This window comes from Frateuria sp. YIM B11624, assembly GCF_049727805.1.
Lineage (GTDB): Bacteria > Pseudomonadota > Gammaproteobacteria > Xanthomonadales > Rhodanobacteraceae > Frateuria_A.
The window spans coordinates 1-19,316 of sequence record NZ_JBCNYA010000042.1 but is presented as its reverse complement, the minus strand read 5'-3'; the positions used below and the strand labels follow the sequence as shown (position 1 = coordinate 19,316).

The window sequence follows — 19,316 nt, the reverse complement described above, 5'->3', positions numbered from 1 at the left end:
GATGCCATTGTCCACCAACATCCTGCTGATCATCGCGCTGGCGCCGCTCGCCGGCTGCCTGCTCGCCGGCTTCCTCGGCAAGCAGATCGGCCGCGCCGGCGCGCACAGCGTGACCATCCTGGGTCTGCTGATCTCCTGCGCGCTGTCGTTCTACGTGCTCTACCAGATCACCGCCGGCGGTGCGCCGACGTACAACCAGGACATCTACACCTGGTTCGAGATCGGCCGCCTGCACGTCAGCGTCGGCTTCATGGTCGACCGCCTCACCGCCATGATGATGGTGGTGGTGACGTTCGTGTCGCTGCTGGTGCACGTCTACACCATCGGCTACATGGCTGACGACCCGGGCTACCAGCGCTTCTTCAGCTACATCTCGCTGTTCACCTTCGCGATGTTGATGCTCGTGATGAGCAACAACTTCATGCAGCTGTTCTTCGGCTGGGAAGGCGTGGGCCTGGTGTCGTACCTGCTGATCGGCTTCTGGTACAAGCGGCCGACCGCGATCTTCGCCAACCTCAAGGCGTTCCTGGTCAACCGCGTGGGTGACTTCGGTTTCCTGCTGGGCATCGCCGCAGTGCTGTATTTCCTCAACACGCTGGACTACGCCACCGCCTTCGCCAACGCACCCAGTCTGATCGGCAAGTCGCTGGCGCTGACCGCCAACACGCACTGGGATGCCGCGACGGTGATCTGCGTGCTGCTGTTCGTCGGCGCGATGGGCAAGTCCGCGCAGGTGCCGCTGCACGTGTGGCTGCCCGATTCGATGGAAGGTCCCACTCCGATCTCCGCGCTGATCCACGCCGCCACGATGGTGACCGCGGGCATCTTCATGGTCGCGCGCATGTCGCCGTTCTTCGAGCTTTCCGAAGGCGCGCTCAGCTTCGTGATGGTCATCGGCGCCACCGGCGCGCTGTTCACCGGCCTGATCGGCATCGTGCAGAACGACATCAAGCGCGTGGTCGCGTACTCGACGCTCTCGCAGCTCGGCTACATGACCGTCGCGCTGGGCGTGTCGGCCTACGCCGGCGCGGTGTTCCACCTGATGACCCACGCCTTCTTCAAGGCGCTGCTGTTCCTGGGCGCCGGCTCGGTGATCATCGCCATGCACCACGAGCAGGACATGCGCTACATGGGCGGCCTGCGCAAGTACATGCCGATCACCTGGATCACCATGTGGATCGGTTCGCTGGCGCTGGTGGCGATCCCGTTCACCTCGGGCTTCTATTCCAAGGACGCGATCATCGAGGCGGTCGGCGAGTCGCATCGCTGGGGTTCGGGCTATGCCTACGTCTGCGTGCTGGCCGGTGCGTTCGTCACCGCGCTGTATACCTTCCGCCAGATGTACCTGACCTTCCACGGCAAGGAGCGCTTCGTGGTGGTGCACGGGCACGACGCGCACGCGTCGCACGGCCACGCCCACGAAGACGCGCACGCGCACGGTGGCGCCCATGCCGAGGTCGGGCCGGACGAGCATCCGCACACCGAGCAGGGCCATGGCGAGCCGGGCGTGCTGCACCATCCGCCGCACGAGTCGCCCTGGGTGGTGACGCTGCCGCTGGTGCTGCTGGCGATCCCGTCGCTGCTGGTCGGTTTCTTCACGATCGGGCCGATGCTGTTCGGCGGCTGGTTCGGCCAGGCGATCCACGTGGAAGAGGCCAACAACGTGCTGGGCGAGCTGGGCCGCGAGTTCCACGGCCCCGTGTCCATGGCATTGCACGGGTTGTCACCGTTCGGCCCCTTCGGGCTGGTGGTGCTCGCCTTCGTGATCACCACCTACATCTACCTGTTCAACCCGGCCATGGCCGGCAGGATCAAGAACGCGCTCAAGCCGCTGTGGACCGTGCTGGACCGCAAGTACTGGGTCGACGACGTCTACTTCGCGATCTTCGCCCGCGGCGGCGTGAAGCTGGGCCGGCTGTTCTGGAAGGCCGGCGACGCGGCGGTGATCGACGGCGCGCTGGTCAACGGCTCGGCCGGACTGGTGCAGCGCATCGCCGGCGGCGTGCGTCGCCTGCAGTCGGGCTACCTCTACCACTACGCCTTCGCGATGATTCTCGGCCTGATCCTGCTGTTGGGCGGGTTCTGGGTCTTCGGATCCGGGCTGATCGGGCAATAAGGAAGCGCGCTCCATGTTCAATCATTTGCTCAGCCTGCTGATCTGGCTCCCCATCGTCGGCGCGATTCCCGTGCTGCTGGCCGGCTCCGGTCGCCCGGGGCTGGCCCGCTGGATCTCGCTGCTGGTGGCGGTGCTGACCTTCGTGGCCAGCCTGTTCCTGCTGCCGGCCTACAACGCCGCCGACGGCGCCATGCAGCTCACCGAAAGCCACGTCTGGATCGCCTCGCTCGGCGTGCACTACGGCCTGGCCGTGGACGGCATCTCGGTGGCGCTGATCCTGCTCACCACCTTCGTCACGATCCTGGTGATCGTGGGCGCGTGGGAGGTGATCCAGGACAAGCCGCACCAGTACATGGCCGCCATGCTGGTGCTCGAGGGCCTGATGATCGGCGTGTTCTGCGCCACCGACGCGTTGCTGTTCTACGTGTTCTTCGAGGCGATGCTGATCCCGATGTTCATCCTGATCGGCATCTGGGGTGGCCCGCGGCGCGTCTATGCCACGCTGAAGTTCTTCATCTACACGTTCCTCGGTTCGATCTTCATGCTGATCGGGCTGATCTACCTGTACAGGAAGGCCGGCACCTTCGACATGCATACGCTGGCGATGCTGCCGCTGACGATGAAGGAGCAGTCCTGGCTGTTCTTCGCCTTCCTCATCGCCTTCGCCGTGAAGGTGCCCATGGTGCCGGTGCACACGTGGCTTCCCGATGCCCACGTGGAGGCGCCGACTGGCGGCTCAGTGGTGCTGGCGGCGGTGATGCTGAAGATCGGCGGATACGGTTTCCTGCGCTTCTCGCTGCCGATCGTGCCGGATGCCTCCGAGCACTTCGCCTGGCTGATCATCGTGCTCAGCCTGATCGCCGTGGTCTACATCGGCTACGTCGCGCTGGTGCAGGACGACATGAAGAAGCTGGTGGCGTACTCGTCCGTGGCGCACATGGGCTTCGTGACGCTGGGCATCTTCATCGCCTTCATGCTGGTGCGGGACGCCAACAACCTGGATGCCGCCAAGCTCGGCATGCAGGGCGCGATGGTGCAGATGATCTCGCACGGCTTCGTCTCGGGCGCGATGTTCTCGTGCATCGGCGTCATGTACGACCGCCTGCACACGCGCCAGATCAAGGACTACGGCGGCCTGATCAACGTGATGCCGTGGTTCGGCTTCTTCTACGTGCTGTTCGCCATGGCCAATTCGGGCCTGCCGGGCACCAGCGGCTTCGTCGGCGAGTTCATGGTGGTGTTGGCGAGCTTCAGCGCCAACCCGTGGATCGCGCTGTTCGCCGCCTTCACCCTGATCATCGGCGCGGCCTACACGTTGTGGATGGTCAAGCGCGTGCTGTGGGGCGACATCACCAACCCGCATGTGCGCGAGATGAAGGAAATCAACGGGCGCGAGACGTTCGTGCTGGGCGCCTTCGCCCTCGCCGTGCTGGCGCTGGGCATCTGGCCGCAACCGCTGGTCCACCTGATGGACGCTTCGGTGTCGCAGCTGGTGCAGCAGCTCGCCGTTCACAAGATCTAAGCGGAATCACACGCTAATGCCGAATCTCAACGACATCATGATCATGCTGCCGGAGTTCTATCTGGTGGCGGCGGCGTGCCTCCTGTTGCTGCTGGACGCCTGGATGAAGCCCGAGCAGCGCAACGTCCTGCACTGGGTATCGATCCTGGTGGTGCTGGTGGGCATCTACCTGGTGGTCGCCGGGCAGCCGGACGTGGCCGTGACCGCCTTCGGCGGCATGTTCGTGCGCGACGCGGCGGCGGAGATCCTCAAGGTCTTCGCGCTGCTGTGCACTGCCCTGATCTTCGTGTTCTCGCGTCCGTACATGCAGGACCGCAAGCTGTTCCAGGGCGAGTTCTACACGCTGATGATCTTCGCCACCATCGGCGCCATGCTGCTGGTCTCGGCCGGCAACCTGGTGATGGTCTACCTGGGGCTGGAACTGCTGACGCTGTGCTCGTACGGCCTGGTGGCGCTGAATCGCGACTCGCGGCTGTCGTCCGAGGCGGCGATCAAGTACTTCGTGCTGGGCGCGCTCTCCTCGGGCATGCTGCTGTACGGCATGTCGATGGTCTACGGCGCCACCGGCACGCTGGCGCTGGCGCAGCTGCACGGCGCGGTGGTGCAGGCGGGCATGTCGAACCTGATGGTGTTCGGCCTGATCTTCATGATCGTGGGCATCAGCTTCAAGCTGGGCGTGGCGCCGTTCCACATGTGGATCCCGGACGTCTACCAGGGCGCGCCGACCTCGGTCACCACCTTCGTCGCCTCGACTTCAAAGATCGCGGCCTTCGGCATGGCCTACCGCCTGCTCGAGTCGGGCATGGGCGGCATGGCGGGGCAGTGGCAGATGATGCTGGCCGTGCTGGCGGTCGTCTCGCTGGCGATCGGCAACCTGGTCGCGATCGTGCAGACCAACCTCAAGCGCCTGCTGGCCTATTCGACCATCTCGCACATGGGCTTCCTGTTGCTGGGCCTGGTCAACGCGGGCCCCGAGGGCTACGCGGCGGCGATGTTCTACGCCATCTGCTATGCGCTGATGAGCACCGCGGCCTTCGGCGTCATCCTGGCGCTGGCGCGCGCCGGCTTCGAGTGCGAGGAAATCGACGACTTCAAGGGCCTCAACCAGCGCTCGCCGTGGATGGCGTTCCTGATGATGCTGGCGATGTTCTCGCTGGCCGGCGTGCCGCCGCTGTTCGGCTTCTTCGCCAAGCTGCTGGTGCTGCAGGCGGCGATCGATGCCGGCATGCTGTGGCTGGCGATCGTCGGCGTGGTGTTCGCGATCATCGGCCTGTACTACTACCTGCGCGTGGTCAAGGTGATGTACTTCGACAAGCCGGCCGAAGGCACGGAGATCCGGCCGCAGGCGGACGGCATGCTGCGGGCCACGCTGTCGCTCAACGCGCTGGTGCTGTTGGCGCTGGGCCTGTACTGGGGTCCGCTGCTGGGCTGGTGCCGCGCGGCCTTCGCCGGCTGAGAGCCTTGTGGGATTGAGCTTCGGCCCACCGTGCGCAGCGATGGACTGAAGCCCATCCTGCGAGAAATTCGGTACGGAAAAGCTTGCAAGAAATCGGCCATGCCGCTATAGTTTGCGGACTCTGATGCGGGGTGGAGCAGTCTGGCAGCTCGTCGGGCTCATAACCCGAAGGTCGTAGGTTCGAATCCTACCCCCGCTACCAGATCTTTCTTAGAACAAGAAAGCCTCCTCGTGAGGCTTTTTTGTTGGGCGCAAGGATGCGTCGCGATGTTTCGGGCTCTTCTGCCTGCGACGTCGCCGGAAAGAGCCTGGACGAGTCGGCACATCGTCGAGGTAAGGGAATGGGCCGCTTGAGCCCATTTTTTGTTTCTGACCCAAGCAGACGACCGATATGGATACGCAGGCACTCGCACAACGCTTCACCGACGTCCTGGCCGACCAGGGCCTGGAATGCCTCGGCGTGGAGTTTTCCCCGTCGCAGGGGCAGAGTACCCTGCGCGTTTACCTGGACGTGCTCGACCACGCCGAAGGGCGCGAGGTCACGCTGGACGATTGCGAGGCGGCCAGCCGCGAGTTGTCGGCGCTGCTGGACGTGGAAGACCCGATCCCGGGCCACTACGTGCTGGAAGTCTCCTCGCCGGGCATCGACCGCCCGCTGTTCACTGCGGCGCAGTTCGCCCGGGTGGTGGGGCAGGAAGTGAAGGTGCTGCTGAAGGCGCCGATCGAGGGGCGTCGGCGCCTGCGCGGCAGGCTGGTCGCGGTGGATGGCGAACGGCTGACCTTCGAGGCGGAAGGCAAGACCTTCGAATTCGGGCACGACGCAGTGGAAAGCGCGCGCGTGGTGCCGGATTGGGCCGCGCTCGGCTACGTGCCGCAGCCCAAGCCCGGCAAGCAGCCGGGCAAGAAGAAGTAAACAGTGCGGCTTTTCTAAAGGTCGCGTTCCACGGTTCTGCGTTCAGGACGAACGCGACAATTCATCATTGGGTCTTCGGATGGAGACCCACGGAGTTCCTGCAATGAGCAAAGAACTGTTGCTGGTCGTCGATGCGGTCGCCAACGAAAAGGGCGTGCCGCGCGAAGTGATTTTCGAGGCGATGGAAGCCGCGCTGGCTTCGGCTGCCAAGAAACGCTATCCGGAAGAGGATCCGGACATCCGCGTGGCGATCGACCGCCAGAGCGGCGACTACGAGACGTTCCGTCGCTGGGAAGTCATCGCCGACGACGGCGAGATGGAATCGCCGTTCCACCAGCTGCGCCTGATGGACGCGGTGGACGAGAAGGCGGACGCCCAGATCGGCGACTACATCGAGCAGCAGATCGAGAACGCCGAATTCGGCCGCATCGCCGCGCAGGCCGCCAAGCAGGTGATCGTGCAGCGCGTGCGCGAGGCCGAGCGCCAGCAGGTGGTCGATGCCTACAAGGACCGCGTGGGCGAGCTGATCACCGGCATCGTCAAGCGCGTCGAGCGCGGCAACGTGTACCTCGACCTGGGTTCCAACGCCGAGGCCTTCATTCCGCGCGACAAGACCATTCCGCGCGAGTCGGCCCGCGTCGGCGACCGCGTGCGCGGCTACCTCTACGAGGTGCGTTCGGAAGTGCGCGGCCCGCAGCTGTTCGTCTCGCGCGCCGCGCCGGAATTCATGATCGAGCTGTTCAAGCTCGAGGTGCCGGAAGTCGGCCAGGGCCTGGTCGAGATCAAGGGCTGCGCGCGCGATCCGGGCGACCGCGCCAAGATCGCCGTGCTCGCGCACGACACTCGCACCGATCCGATCGGCGCCTGCATCGGCATGCGCGGTTCGCGCGTGCAGGCGGTGTCCAACGAGCTCAACGGCGAGCGCGTGGACATCATCCTGTGGCACGAGAACCAGGCGCAGTACGTCATCAACGCGATGGCGCCCGCCGAGGTGCAGTCCATCATCATGGACGAGGAAAAGCACTCGATGGACATCGCGGTGGCCGAGGACAAGCTGTCCCAGGCCATCGGCCGCGGCGGCCAGAACGTGCGCCTGGCCAGCAAGCTCACCGGCTGGCAGCTCAACGTGATGACTCAGGACCAGGTCACCGCCAAGAGCGAGGCCGAGCAGCAGGCCGCGCGCCAGCTGTTCATGGACAAGCTGGAAGTGGACGAGGAGATCGCCAACATCCTGGTGCAGGAAGGCTTCTCCAGCGTCGAGGAAATCGCCTACGTGCCCAGCGCCGAGCTGCTCGCGGTGGAAGGCTTCGACGAGGACATCGTCGAGGAACTGCGCGCGCGCGCCCGCGATGCGCTGCTCACCGAGGCGCTGGCGGTGGAAGAAGGCATCGCGGAACCGTCCGAGGAACTGCTCGCGCTGCCGGGCATGGACGAGGCCACCGCCTATGCGCTGGCTGCACGCGAAGTGGGTACGGTGGACGATCTGGCCGACCTTGCGGTCGACGACCTGATCGACATCGAAGGCATGGACGAGGAGCGCGCCGCCGCGTTGATCATGGCGGCCCGCGCACCGATGATCGAGCGGCTGGAGAAAGGCGGCTAACCGCGGACGGCGGCGCCTTCGGAAGGGCGCGCCGAGGAAGGCCCCTGCGGGTCTTCCGCCATGGATGGAGGTGGACGTGCCGGCTTGGGGCCGCACGGACGATAAGCGCGGGAACGGCGGAGAAAGAACACGATGTCGGATGTAACGATCAAACAACTTGCCCAGGTGCTGGGCATGCCGGTCACCAAGCTGCTGGGGCAGCTCGGCGAGGCGGGCATGAATTTCTCCGATCCGGAGCAGGTCATCAGCAGCACCGAGAAGGTGAAGCTGCTGGGCTTCCTGCGCCGCACCCATGGCAAGGGCGAAGCGACTCCCGAAGTGGAGGACAGCTCGCCGCGCCAGATCACACTCAAACGCCGCAAGGTCAGCGAGCTGAAGGTCGCCACGCCCGGCGGGCGCGGTGCCGCCAGCAGCGCCAAGACGGTCAACGTGGAAGTGCGCGCCAAGCGCACCTACGTCAAGCGCAGCGTGATCGCCGAGGAAGCCAGCGCCGAGCCCGAGCGCGAGGAGGCCGTGCGCAAGCTGGCCGAGTCGCAGCAGCAGCGCGAGCACGAGGAGCGCGAGCGCCTGGAGACCGAGCAGCGTCGCCAGCAGGAAGCGCAGCAGCGCGCCCTGGAGGAGCAGCGCCAGGCCGAGGAAGCTCGTCGCCAGAGCGAGCAGGCCGCCGTCGAGCAGCCCGCCGAGGCGCCGGCCGTTGCGGAAGCGTCCGCGCAGGAAGCCGCCGCCGAAGCACCGGCACCCGTGGCCGCCAGAACCGTTGCGGCTCCCGCGCCGACCCCGTCCTCCAGCACCGATTACAGTGCGTTCGGCATGATCGTGCCGCGCATCCATGAGCCCCGTAAGCGCGAGAAGAAGGTCGTCGTCGCGGCGCCTGCTCCGGCTCCGGCGCCTGCCCCGGCCCCGGCCGATGCGCGCGGCGGCGCCAAGGCGCGCTACGGCCGCGACCGCGACGAGGGTCCGGGCGGCAAGCGCTTCGCCGGCGGCGAACTGCACCTGTCCGACGCCGATCGCGCGCGTCGTTCCAGCAAGCGCGGCAAGCCCGGCAAGGGCGGCCGCGAGGCCGTCCGCGGCGGCTCCAGCGCCGCCGCCGGTACGCACGGCTTCTCGCGTCCCACCGCACCGGTGGTGCGCGAGGTGATGGTCGGCGAGGCCAACGTCGTCGCCGACCTGGCGCAGAAGATGGCGGTCAAGGGTTCGGAAGTGGTCAAGGCGCTCTTCAAGATGGGCGTGATGGCCACCATCAACCAGACCATCGACCGCGATACCGCCACGCTGGTGGTCGAGGAGCTGGGCCACACCCCGGTCGAGGCGAACGAGAACAACGCCGAGGCCGCACTGGCCGCGCATACCCAGAACGCAGAGCTGGAAGGCGAGAAATCGCCGCGTCCGCCGGTGGTCACCATCATGGGCCACGTCGACCACGGCAAGACCTCGCTGCTGGACTACATCCGCCGCACCAAGGTGGCCGCGGGCGAGGCCGGCGGCATCACGCAGCACATCGGCGCGTACCACGTGGACACGCCCAAGGGCGTGATCACCTTCCTCGACACCCCGGGCCACGCCGCGTTCACCGCGATGCGCGCCCGCGGCGCGCAGTCCACCGACATCGTGGTGCTGGTGGTCGCCGCCGACGACGGCGTGATGCCGCAGACGGCCGAGGCCGTGCAGCACGCGCGCGCCGCCAAGGTGCCGCTGATCGTGGCGCTCAACAAGATGGACAAGTCCGACGCCAACCCGGACCACGTCAAGCAGGGCCTGGGCAACCTGGAAGTCATCCCGGAAGAGTGGGGCGGTGACACCCCGTTCGTGCCGGTGTCGGCCAAGACCGGCATGGGCATTGACGACCTGCTCGATGCGATCTCGGTGCAGGCCGAGGTGATGGAGCTCACCGCCGTGCACGATGGCCCGGCCACCGGCGTGGTGATCGAATCCAGCCTGGACAAGGGCCGCGGCCCGGTGGCCACCGTGCTGGTGCAGCAGGGCACGCTCAAGCGCGGCGACTTCGTGGTCTGCGGCGTCGAATACGGCCGCATGCGCGCGCTGGTCGACGAGACCGGCAAGACCGTGCAGGAAGCCGGCCCGTCGATTCCGGTGCAGGTGCTCGGCCTTTCCGGCGTGCCGGAGGCCGGCGACGACTTCGTGGTGGTGGCCGACGAGCGCCTGGCGCGCGAAGTGGCCGCCGAGCGCCAGCAGAAGCGTCGCGAGACGCGCATGGTCAGCAAGGCCAACCGCCTCGAGGACATCATGGCGCAGATGGGCCAGGGCAACGAGCAGCAGACGCTCAACATCCTGGTCAAGGCCGACGTGCAGGGTTCGGTGCAGGCGCTGCGCGACTCGCTCAGCCAGATCGGCAACGAGAACGTGAAGGTCAACGTGATCGCGGCCGGCGTAGGCGGCATCACCGAATCCGACGCCACGCTCGCGGCCGCGTCGAAGGCGCTGATCATCGGCTTCAACGTGCGTGCCGACGCCTCGGCGCGCAAGGTGATCGACACCGCCGGCCTGGACGTGCGCTATTTCTCGATCATCTACGACGTCATCGACCAGGTGAAGCAGGCGGCATCCGGCCTGCTGGGCGTGGAAGTGCGCGAGGAGATCATCGGCATCGCGCAGGTGCGCGAGGTCTTCCGCAGCTCCAAGTTCGGCGCGGTGGCCGGCTGCATGGTCACCGAGGGCACGGTCAAGCGGAACAAGCCGATCCGCGTGCTGCGCGACAACACGGTGGTGTTCCAGGGCGAACTGGAATCGCTGCGCCGCTTCAAGGACCTGGTCGACGAGGTGCGCAACGGCATGGAGTGCGGTATCGCCGTGAAGCAGTACAACGACGTCAAGGTCGGCGACCAGATCGAGTGCTTTGAGCGTATCGAGGTTGCCCGCACGCTTTGATGCTTTGCTCCCTCTCCCCCGGCTCCAATGAGATCAGGGGGAGAGGGTTGTTGGGGTGAGGGGGTGCTCTAGCCTCAGCGGTTGCTGATCTGAGGCGAGCCCCGCCCCCTCACCCATCCTCTCCCCGGAGGGGAGAGGGGACAAGGTGGTCGCCGCCAGGCGGCGACGCCATCATCTATTGGAGCCCCCATGCCCTCACGCGACTTCAAACGCACCGACCGCGTAGGCGCCGAGCTCCGCCGCGAGCTGGGCCTGCTGGTGCATGCCGCCGTGCGCGACCACGCACTGCCCTCGGTGAGCGTGTCCGACGTGGAAGTCACCCGCGACCTCGACTGGGCCACCGTATGGGTGACCGCCCTGCAGGCGGAACGCGCCGCCGAGGCGGTCAAGGCGCTCAACGAACTGGCGGTGGAATTCCGTCGCACGCTCTCGCGCAGCATGCGCCTGCGCCGCGTTCCGGAGCTGCGCTTCAAGTACGACGATTCGGTCGACAAGAGCGAGCGCATCGAACGCCTGCTGCGCGACTCGGGCGACGTCCAGCCGAAGAGCGATGACGACAGCGAGCCGTAGCCAGCGCGCGGGCCGCCGAGGTTCCGCTGCCCCGTCCCGCGAACTGCACGGCATCCTGTTGCTCGACAAACCGTTGGGACTCAGTTCCAACCAGGCCCTGCAGGCCGCCCGCCGGCTGCTGCGGGCAGCCAAGGGCGGCCATACCGGTGCGCTCGATCCGCTGGCCACGGGCCTGTTGCCGCTGTGCTTCGGCGAGAGCACCAAGGTCGCGGGCATGCTGCTCGGTTCGCGCAAGGCCTACCTGGCCGAGTGCCGGCTGGGCGCCACCACCACCACGGCGGACCTCGAAGGCGAGATCGTCGAGCGACGGTCCGTGCCGCCGCTGGATCCGGCAACCCTCGAACAGGCGCTGGCCAGCCTGCGCGGCCGCATCGTGCAGGTGCCGCCGGTGTATTCGGCCCTGAAACAGGGCGGCGAGCCGTTGTACGTCAAGGCCCGCCGCGGCGAGTCGGTGGAGGCGCCGCCGCGCGAGGTCGATATCCATCGGCTGGAGCTGCTGGCACATGAAGGCGACTGCCTGCGCCTGCTGGTCGAGTGCGGCTCCGGCACCTATATCCGCAGCCTGGCGGTCGACCTGGGCGAGCGGCTGGGCTGTGGCGCCCATCTGACCGCACTGCGCAGGTTGTGGGTGGAACCGTTCCGCGAGCCGGCGATGGTCACGCTGGCCGAGCTGGAGCTGGCAGCCGGGCAGGGCGAGGCTGCTGTCGATGCGCTGCTGCTGCCGCTTGCCGCCGGGCTGGCCGGGCTGCCGGCGCTGGCGCTGGATGCGTCGCAGGCGCTCGCCGTGACGCAGGGCCGGCAGATTCCCTGGCCTGGCGCCCCGGAACAGGGCCGCAGCGCGGCTTTCGCCCCCGATGGCCGCCTGCTGGCACTGGTCGAGCCGGACGCGGCCGGGCGGGTGCGCATCGTGCGCGGTTTCAACCTGCCTGCGACGTGAAACCCGCAGGCTCGGCCGGGAACGGCCCCATTTCCCCGCTCTTGTTGCCAACCGCCCGCCCTCGCTACAATAGCGAGCTTGTTCCAGAGCTTCACATCCAACCAGCGGAGCTTGTGCAACTTCACCGGGCGGTGACGTTGCACAAGTTCCGCATCCGCTTTTTGAAGGAAGAGATACCCATGTCCCTTACCGCAGAACAGACCAGCAAGATCATTGCTGACTACGGCCGCGTGCCGAACGACACCGGTTCGCCGGAGGTGCAGGTGGCCCTGTTGTCGGCGCGCATCGACCACCTCACCGGCCATTTCAAGGAACACAAGCAGGACCACCACTCGCGTCGTGGCCTGCTGCAACTGGTCAACCGCCGCAAGAGCCTGCTCGCGTATCTGAAGGATCGCGACCTGGCCCGCTACCAGAGCCTGATCGAACGCCTCGGCCTGCGTAGGTGATTTCTGCGTTCATCCATGAACGCGAGGATCAAAAAGCGGCCGTCCATGGCCGCACTCTTCAAAACAGGAAATCATCGTGGCGAAAGTAACCAAGTCATTCCAGTACGGTAATCACGAAGTCACACTGGAGACGGGCGAAATCGCCCGCCAGGCATCCGGTGCGGTCATGGTCAGCATGGGCGGCACCGTGGTGCTGGTCACCGCGGTCGCGGCGGCCAAGCCGCGCGAGGGGCAGGATTTCTTCCCGCTCACCGTGGATTACGTCGAGAAGTTCTATTCGGCCGGCCGCATCCCCGGTGGCTTCTTCAAGCGCGAAGGCCGTCCGACCGAGAAGGAGACGCTGACCTCGCGCCTGATCGACCGCCCGGTCCGTCCGCTGTTCCCGGACGACTACAAGAACGAAGTGCAGGTCATCGCACAGGTCGTCTCGCTGAACCCGGAAGTCGACGGTGACATCGTGGCGATGCTCGGCGCTTCCGCGGCGCTCAGCCTCGCCGGCATCCCGTTCAAGGGCCCGATCGGCGCCGCCCGCGTCGGTTATGCCAACGGCCAGTACCTGCTGAACCCGTCGGCCACGGAACTGAAGACCTCCGACCTGGACCTGGTCGTCGCCGGTACCGCCGGTGCCGTGCTGATGGTCGAGTCCGAGGCCAAGCTGCTGTCCGAGGAAGTCATGCTCGGCGCGGTCGTGTTCGGCCACAAGCAGATGCAGGTCGCGATCAACGCGATCGCCGAGCTCGCCACCGAAGCGGCCAAGCCCGCCTCGACCTGGCAGGCGCCGGCGCGCAACGAGTCGCTGGTCGCCGCCCTCAAGGGCGAAGTCGGCAACAAGCTGGAAGCAGCGTTCCAGGTGCGCGACAAGCTGCAGCGACGTGATGCGATCGCCGCGATCAAGAGCGACGTGCTGGAGACGCTCAAGCCGCAGGCCGAGGCCAACGGCTGGTCGTCCGCCGAACTCGCCAAGGAGTTCGGCGAGCTCGAGTACCACACCATGCGCGACAGCGTGCTGAAGACGAAGGTGCGCATCGACGGCCGCCAGCTCGACGACATCCGTCCGATCAGCGTGCGCGTCGGCGTGCTGCCGCGTACCCACGGCTCGGCGCTGTTCACCCGCGGCGAGACGCAGGCGCTGGTCGTGGCCACGCTGGGCACCACCCGCGACGCGCAGATCATCGACGCGCCGGAAGGCGAGTCGAAGGATCCGTTCCTGTTCCACTACAACTTCCCGCCGTTCTCGGTGGGTGAGGCCGGCCGCTTCGGCGCGCCGAAGCGCCGCGAGATCGGCCACGGCCGCCTCGCCAAGCGCGGCGTGCAGGCGGTCAAGCCCTCGATCGAGGAATTCCCGTACGTGCTGCGCGTGGTCTCGGAGATCACCGAGTCGAACGGCTCCTCCTCGATGGCCTCGGTGTGCGGTTCCTCGCTGGCCATGATGGACGCCGGCGTGCCGCTGAAGGCGCCGGTCGCCGGCATCGCCATGGGCCTGGTCAAGGAAGGCAGCGACTTCGTGGTGCTGTCCGACATCCTGGGCGACGAGGATCACCTCGGCGACATGGACTTCAAGGTGGCCGGCAGTGCCGATGGCATCTCCGCGCTGCAGATGGACATCAAGATCGACGGCATCACCGAAGAGATCATGAAGGTGGCGCTGGAGCAGGCCAAGCGTGGCCGCCTGCACATCCTGGGCGAGATGGCCAAGGTCATCAGCACGCCGCGTTCGGAGATGAGCGAGTACGCCCCGCGCCTGCTCACCATCAAGATCCACCCGGACAAGATCCGCGAGGTCATCGGCAAGGGCGGCGCCACCATCCGCTCGATCACCGAAGAGACCGGCACGACCATTGATATCAGTGATGACGGTACGGTGATCATCGCCTCGGTCAACCGCCTGGCGGCCGACGAGGCCAAGAAGCGCATCGAGCAGATCGTCTCCGACGTCGAGCCGGGCCGCATCTACGAGGGCAAGGTCGCCAAGCTGATGGACTTCGGCGCGTTCGTGACGATCATGCCGGGCAAGGACGGCCTGGTGCACGTTTCGCAGATCTCCTCCGAGCGCGTCGAGAAGGTGTCCGACAAGCTCAAGGAAGGCGACATCGTGAAGGTCAAGGTGTTGGAAGTGGACAAGCAGGGTCGTATCCGCCTGTCCATGAAGGCCGTAACCGAGGACGAAGCCGCCAACGGCTGAACGCTTCGCTCCCTCTCTCCTCCGGGGAGAGGGCAGGGGTGAGGCCGGGGCTGACGAGAATCGCTCCGACCCCATCCAAAAAAAAACGGGCCTCTGGCCCGTTTTTTTTTAAAGAACATTCCATGCGTCCACCGCGGGACGGGCTTCGGCCCACCATCGCGTCGCCACGGCTGAAACCTGCGCTCATACGGCTTTTGCTACGATCCCACCGATCCCCCGCAAGGCATGCCCGTGACCGCGCAGAACCCCGTCGCCGACTTCGAAGCTCTGGGCCGCCAGGTGTGGGACGCCTGGAGCCGCTCCTGGGCCGGTCCTGCACCTGCGCCCGCCGCGCCTCCACCGGCGCCGGGCGTGGACGGCCTCAAGAGTTATCTCGACTGGATGCAACAGGCTGCCGCCGCGATGACCGGGCAGGGCGGCCATGTCGCCCCACCGGGCGCACCCTTCGGCCACTGGACCATGCCCGGCATGGGCACGCCGCCGGTTGGACTCGACGCGTTGCGTGGACTGCTCGACACGCCCGCCTTCGGCTACACGCGCGAACAGCAGGCGCAGCAGCAGGCGCTCCTCCGCGCGCTGCTCGACCACCAGCAGGCCAGCGCGCGCTATCAGGAGCTGCTCGCCCGCGCGCAGGCACAAGGTGCCGAACGGATGCAGCGCAAGCTGGCCGAACCCGGCTTCCAGGTCGATTCGCTCAAGGCCATGTACGACCAGTGGGTCGACGCGGCGGAGGAGGCCTATGCGGAGATCGCGCTCTCGGACGAGTTCCGCGAGGCCTATGCCGCGCAGGGCAACACGCAGATGCGCGTGCGCCAGTTGCAGCAGCAACAGGTGGAACAGTGGTGCCGCGAGGCGGGTCTACCTACGCGCAGCGAGGTTGCGATGCTGGGACAGCGGCTGCAGGAACTGCGCCGCGAACTCCGGCGCATGCAGGCGGCCGGTCGCAATGTAGTCGATTATGTGGCCGTAAAGACGTCCAAGCCCAAAGCGCCGGTGAAGTCTGCGGCGCGGGCCAAGGCACGGTCCGCCTCCAAGGCTAGGCCCGCGTCCAAGGCCACCACCCGCCGCGCACCGCGCAAGCCGCGCTGAGACCGACCATGCAGACGCCAGGACCACTGGATCCCACGCGGATCCTCGACGAGATCACCACCTTCCAGCGCAAGCTGGCCGCCGCCGCAACCAGCCTGCATGGCCTGGCCGAGCCTGCCTATGCCGACACCCCACGGGAGCTCGTCTACCGCGAAGACAAGCTCACGCTCTGGCGCATGCGTGGCGAGCGCGAGCCGACGTCCCGCACACCCCTGCTGATCGTCTACGCGCTGGTCAACACGGTCTGGATGACCGACCTGCAGAGCGACCGCTCGTTGGTGCGCAACCTGTTGGCGCAGGGCGAGGACGTGTACCTGATCGACTGGGGCTATCCCGACGGCGCCGACCGCTGGCTCACGCTGGAGGATTACATCGACGGCTACCTCGATCGCTGCGTCGATGCGGTGCGTGCACAGGCCGGCGTGGAAGCCATCGACCTGCTGGGCATCTGCCAGGGCGGCGCGTTCTCGCTGTGCTACACGGCGCTGCACGCGGACAAGGTGCGCAACCTGGTGACGATGGTCACCCCGGTGGACTACCACACGCCGGACAACATGCTTTCGCACTGGGCGCGCGACATCGACGTGGACCTGTTCGTCGACGCGCTGGGCAACATTCCCGCCGCCTTGATGAACTGGGTCTACCTCACCCTCAAGCCGGTGCGGCTCTTGCAGCAGAAGTACATCAACCTGGTCGACATCCTGGACAACCCGCGGGAGCTGGAAAACTTCCTGCGCATGGAACGCTGGATCTTCGACTCGCCCGACCAGGCGGGCGAGGCCTTCCGCGAGTTCGTCAAGGAATTCTTCCAGGCCAACAAATTGGTCAAGGGCGGACTCACGATCGGCGGCAGGCCGGTGGACCTCGGCTGCATCACCCAGCCCGTGCTCAACATCTATGCGGAGCAGGATCATCTGGTCCCGCCCGACGCGTCGCGTGCGCTAGGCCATCACGTGGGCAGCGAGGACTACACCGAGCTGGCCTTCAGGGGTGGCCACATCGGCATCTATGTTTCCGGCCGCGCGCAGCGCGAAGTGCCTCCCGCCATCCATCGCTGGCTGCGCGAGCGCGGGTAGGCGTCGGACGGGCTTCCGCCCACCGCCATTCCGAAGGAAAGGTGGGATGAAGCCCACCGCACGCGGCGCATGCGTAGCCGCATGCTAGGCTTTTCGATCATTTCCTCGACTGCCGTTCCCATGAGCATCTCCTCCGAATCCCTCCGCGAGCACGACACCATCCGCGCCGTGCAGTGGCGCGGCGATCGCCTGTGCCTGCTCGACCAGCGCCTGCTGCCTGCCGAGGAGCGCTGGATCGAATGCCGCGATGCCAGCCAGGTGACCCAGGCGATCCGTGACCTGGCCGTACGCGGCGCGCCGGCCATCGGCATCGCCGCCGCCTGGGGCGTGGTGTTGGCGGCGCAACAGGGGGCGTCGCTGGACGAGGTGCTGGCGACGCTGCGCGCGGCGCGGCCCACCGCAGTGAACCTGATGTGGGCGCTCGACCGCATGAAGGCGTGCATCGCCACCGGCGCGGATGCCGCCGCGCTCGAGCGCGAGGCCCAGGCGATCCAGGACGAGGACCTGGCCGCCAACCGCCACATGGGCGAGCTGGGCGCAGCCCTCATTGCGCCGGGATCGGGCGTGCTCACCCACTGCAATACGGGCTCGCTCGCCACCGCCGGCTACGGCACGGCGCTGGGGGTGATCCGCGCGGGCGTCGCCGGCGGCCGCATCGACGAAGTGTTCGCCGGCGAGACGCGTCCCTGGCAGCAGGGCGCGCGCCTGACCATGTACGAACTGGTGCGCGACAGGATTCCCGCGCACCTGATCGCCGATTCCGCCGCCGCGCACCTGATGCGTTCGGGCAGGGTGCAGTGGGTGATCGTCGGCGCCGACCGCATCGCCGCCAACGGCGACACCGCCAACAAGATCGGTACCTATCAGCTCGCCATCGCCGCGCGCCACCACGGCGTGAGGTTCATGGTGGTGGCGCCGTCCTCCACCGTGGACATGGCCACGCCCGATGGCGAGGCGATCGAGATCGAGCTGCGCCACGCCGACGAGCTGCTCTCCATCGGCGGGCGCCGCACGGCGGTCGAGGGTGCGCAGGCCTGGAACCCGGTGTTCGACGTCACGCCCGCGGAGCTGATCGACGCGATCGTCACCGAGCGGGGAGTGATCGAGCGTCCCAGCGCGATGGCCATGCAGGCGGTGTTCGGCCGGTGAGGCTGCGCCGCGAGGTCGGACTGTTCGCCGTCGGCGGCGCCATCGGCCTGCTCGTCGATGCCGGCACCGTGCAGGCGCTGGTCGCCTGGGGCGGCTGGAACCCGTACCTGGCGCGGGTACTGTCGTTCCTGCTCGCAGCCACCGCGACCTGGGCGTGGAATCGACGCCACACCTTCGCCCATCGTGCCAGCGGGCGCTCGCCGGCGGCCGAATGGCTGCACTGGATGGCGCTGATGGGGCTGGGCGCGTGCGTCAACTACGCGATCTACGCCGCCTTGTTGCTGGCCTTCGAACCGCTCGAGCAGTGGCCGGCAGTGGCCGCAGCGGCAGGGTCGGCGGTGGCCGCGCTGGTCAATTTCTCGACAGCGCGCGGGTGGCTTTTCAGACGCCCGAAACGGGCCATCTAAGGCACTGTTTTTAAAGGTAAAAATCATGGCTTTCGAAACGCATTCGTGATACAATTTCACGATTGCTTGAGGGCCGCGCAACCGCGTGCACGAAGCGCTGGCTGCGCGGCCTTTTTCGTTCCATGGAAGCCGACTGGGAAGCCGATTGATGGCAGAACTCGCCAAAGAAGTCATCCGCGTCAATATCGAAGACGAGATGCGCCAGAGCTACCTCGATTACGCCATGAGCGTGATCGTGGGACGCGCCCTTCCGGACGTGCGCGACGGCCTCAAGCCCGTGCATCGCCGCGTGCTCTACGCGATGAACGAGCTGGGCAACGCCTGGAACAAGCCCTACAAGAAATCGGCCCGCGTGGTCGGCGACGTGATCGGTAAGTACCACCCGCACGGCGACGCGTCGGTCTACGACGCCATCGTGCGCATGGCCCAGCCGTTCTCGCTGCGCTACATGCTGGTCGACGGCCAGGGCAACTTCGGTTCGGTGGACGGCGACAACGCCGCGGCGATGCGATACACCGAGGTGCGCATGTCGCGGCTCACGCACGAGCTGCTCGCCGACATCGACAAGGAAACGGTCGACTTCGGGCCGAACTACGACGAGAGCGAGAGTGAGCCGCTGGTGCTGCCCACCCGCGTGCCGAACCTGCTGATCAACGGCTCGGCCGGCATCGCGGTCGGCATGGCCACCAATGTGCCGCCGCACAACCTCAACGAGGTGATCGCCGGCACCATCGCGCTGATCGACGAGCCGTCGCTCTCGGTCGACGAACTGATGCAGTACATCCCGGGTCCGGACTTTCCGACCGCCGGCCTCATCAACGGCGCCGCCGGCATCGTCGAGGCCTACCGCACCGGCCGCGGCCGCATCCTGGTGCGCGCGCGCACCGAGATCGAGACCGAGTCGAACGGCCGCGAGACCATCCTCGTCCACGAGCTGCCCTCCCAGGTGAACAAGGCGCGG

General features: G+C 66.9%; 15 protein-coding genes and 1 tRNA gene. All 16 read left to right on the top strand.

Translation table 11 applies throughout. The annotated features are described in order from the left end of the window. Window position 1: 1 nt before the first annotated feature. Complete coding sequence (gene nuoL, locus AAIL17_RS16740) at window positions 2-2,116, top strand: NADH-quinone oxidoreductase subunit L (protein WP_424683989.1); 2,115 nt, start codon at window positions 2-4, stop codon at window positions 2,114-2,116. A gap of 13 nt (window positions 2,117-2,129) precedes the next feature. After that, a complete protein-coding gene (locus AAIL17_RS16735) occupies window positions 2,130-3,638 on the top strand; it encodes an NADH-quinone oxidoreductase subunit M (protein ID WP_424683988.1) in 1,509 nt (502 codons plus the stop codon). 16 nt (window positions 3,639-3,654) lie between these two features. Then, the gene (gene nuoN, locus AAIL17_RS16730) at window positions 3,655-5,094 is read left to right on the top strand and encodes an NADH-quinone oxidoreductase subunit NuoN (protein ID WP_424683987.1); all 1,440 of its coding nucleotides are present in this window, start codon (window positions 3,655-3,657) and stop codon (window positions 5,092-5,094) included. 125 nt (window positions 5,095-5,219) lie between these two features. Next, window positions 5,220-5,296: transfer RNA gene (locus AAIL17_RS16725), tRNA-Met, on the top strand. 189 nt (window positions 5,297-5,485) lie between these two features. Next, window positions 5,486-6,007, top strand: coding sequence for a ribosome maturation factor RimP (rimP, locus tag AAIL17_RS16720; RefSeq protein WP_424683986.1), 522 nt, complete (start codon window positions 5,486-5,488; stop codon window positions 6,005-6,007). Between the two features lie 103 nt (window positions 6,008-6,110). After that, complete coding sequence (nusA, locus tag AAIL17_RS16715; protein ID WP_424683985.1) at window positions 6,111-7,610, top strand: transcription termination factor NusA; 1,500 nt, start codon at window positions 6,111-6,113, stop codon at window positions 7,608-7,610. A gap of 132 nt (window positions 7,611-7,742) precedes the next feature. After that, window positions 7,743-10,496, top strand: coding sequence for a translation initiation factor IF-2 (gene infB, locus AAIL17_RS16710; RefSeq protein ID WP_424683984.1), 2,754 nt, complete (start codon window positions 7,743-7,745; stop codon window positions 10,494-10,496). Window positions 10,497-10,685: 189 nt separating this feature from the next. Then, the gene (gene rbfA / locus AAIL17_RS16705; protein ID WP_424683983.1) at window positions 10,686-11,066 is read left to right on the top strand and encodes a 30S ribosome-binding factor RbfA; all 381 of its coding nucleotides are present in this window, start codon (window positions 10,686-10,688) and stop codon (window positions 11,064-11,066) included. After that, window positions 11,047-12,003: a tRNA pseudouridine(55) synthase TruB gene (gene truB, locus AAIL17_RS16700; RefSeq protein ID WP_424683982.1), complete on the top strand. Its 957-nt coding sequence runs from the start codon at window positions 11,047-11,049 to the stop codon at window positions 12,001-12,003. Before rbfA ends, truB begins: the two co-directional genes overlap by 20 nt. A gap of 179 nt (window positions 12,004-12,182) precedes the next feature. Beyond that, window positions 12,183-12,452: a 30S ribosomal protein S15 gene (rpsO, locus tag AAIL17_RS16695; protein ID WP_291190900.1), complete on the top strand. Its 270-nt coding sequence runs from the start codon at window positions 12,183-12,185 to the stop codon at window positions 12,450-12,452. A 76-nt stretch (window positions 12,453-12,528) separates the two neighbouring features. After that, on the top strand, window positions 12,529-14,634 hold the full coding sequence (gene pnp, locus AAIL17_RS16690) for a polyribonucleotide nucleotidyltransferase (RefSeq protein WP_424683981.1): 2,106 nt from the start codon (window positions 12,529-12,531) through the stop codon (window positions 14,632-14,634). Between the two features lie 225 nt (window positions 14,635-14,859). Further along, a complete protein-coding gene (locus AAIL17_RS16685) occupies window positions 14,860-15,723 on the top strand; it encodes a poly(R)-hydroxyalkanoic acid synthase subunit PhaE (protein ID WP_424683980.1) in 864 nt (287 codons plus the stop codon). An 8-nt stretch (window positions 15,724-15,731) separates the two neighbouring features. Further along, the gene (gene phaC, locus AAIL17_RS16680; protein WP_424683979.1) at window positions 15,732-16,799 is read left to right on the top strand and encodes a class III poly(R)-hydroxyalkanoic acid synthase subunit PhaC; all 1,068 of its coding nucleotides are present in this window, start codon (window positions 15,732-15,734) and stop codon (window positions 16,797-16,799) included. Between the two features lie 120 nt (window positions 16,800-16,919). Beyond that, window positions 16,920-17,948: an S-methyl-5-thioribose-1-phosphate isomerase gene (gene mtnA / locus AAIL17_RS16675; RefSeq protein ID WP_424683978.1), complete on the top strand. Its 1,029-nt coding sequence runs from the start codon at window positions 16,920-16,922 to the stop codon at window positions 17,946-17,948. Then, window positions 17,945-18,355: a GtrA family protein gene (locus AAIL17_RS16670; RefSeq protein ID WP_424683977.1), complete on the top strand. Its 411-nt coding sequence runs from the start codon at window positions 17,945-17,947 to the stop codon at window positions 18,353-18,355. Before mtnA ends, AAIL17_RS16670 begins: the two co-directional genes overlap by 4 nt. 148 nt (window positions 18,356-18,503) lie before the next feature. Then, window positions 18,504-19,316, top strand: an 813-nt coding sequence (locus tag AAIL17_RS16665) for a DNA gyrase subunit A (RefSeq protein ID WP_424683976.1), incomplete at its 3' end; no start/stop codon positions are given.

Excerpts from the sequence above, each read along its gene's own strand:
- nuoL (WP_424683989.1), top strand. The coding sequence starts at position 2 with ATGCCATTGTCCACCAACATCCTGCTGATCATCGCGCTGGCGCCGCTC.
- AAIL17_RS16735 (WP_424683988.1), top strand. The coding sequence starts at position 2,130 with ATGTTCAATCATTTGCTCAGCCTGCTGATCTGGCTCCCCATCGTCGGC.
- nuoN (WP_424683987.1), top strand. The coding sequence starts at position 3,655 with ATGCCGAATCTCAACGACATCATGATCATGCTGCCGGAGTTCTATCTG.
- rimP (WP_424683986.1), top strand. The coding sequence starts at position 5,486 with ATGGATACGCAGGCACTCGCACAACGCTTCACCGACGTCCTGGCCGAC.
- nusA (WP_424683985.1), top strand. The coding sequence starts at position 6,111 with ATGAGCAAAGAACTGTTGCTGGTCGTCGATGCGGTCGCCAACGAAAAG.
- infB (WP_424683984.1), top strand. The coding sequence starts at position 7,743 with ATGTCGGATGTAACGATCAAACAACTTGCCCAGGTGCTGGGCATGCCG.
- rbfA (WP_424683983.1), top strand. The coding sequence starts at position 10,686 with ATGCCCTCACGCGACTTCAAACGCACCGACCGCGTAGGCGCCGAGCTC.
- truB (WP_424683982.1), top strand. The coding sequence starts at position 11,047 with ATGACGACAGCGAGCCGTAGCCAGCGCGCGGGCCGCCGAGGTTCCGCT.
- rpsO (WP_291190900.1), top strand. The coding sequence starts at position 12,183 with ATGTCCCTTACCGCAGAACAGACCAGCAAGATCATTGCTGACTACGGC.
- AAIL17_RS16685 (WP_424683980.1), top strand. The coding sequence starts at position 14,860 with ATGCCCGTGACCGCGCAGAACCCCGTCGCCGACTTCGAAGCTCTGGGC.
- phaC (WP_424683979.1), top strand. The coding sequence starts at position 15,732 with ATGCAGACGCCAGGACCACTGGATCCCACGCGGATCCTCGACGAGATC.
- mtnA (WP_424683978.1), top strand. The coding sequence starts at position 16,920 with ATGAGCATCTCCTCCGAATCCCTCCGCGAGCACGACACCATCCGCGCC.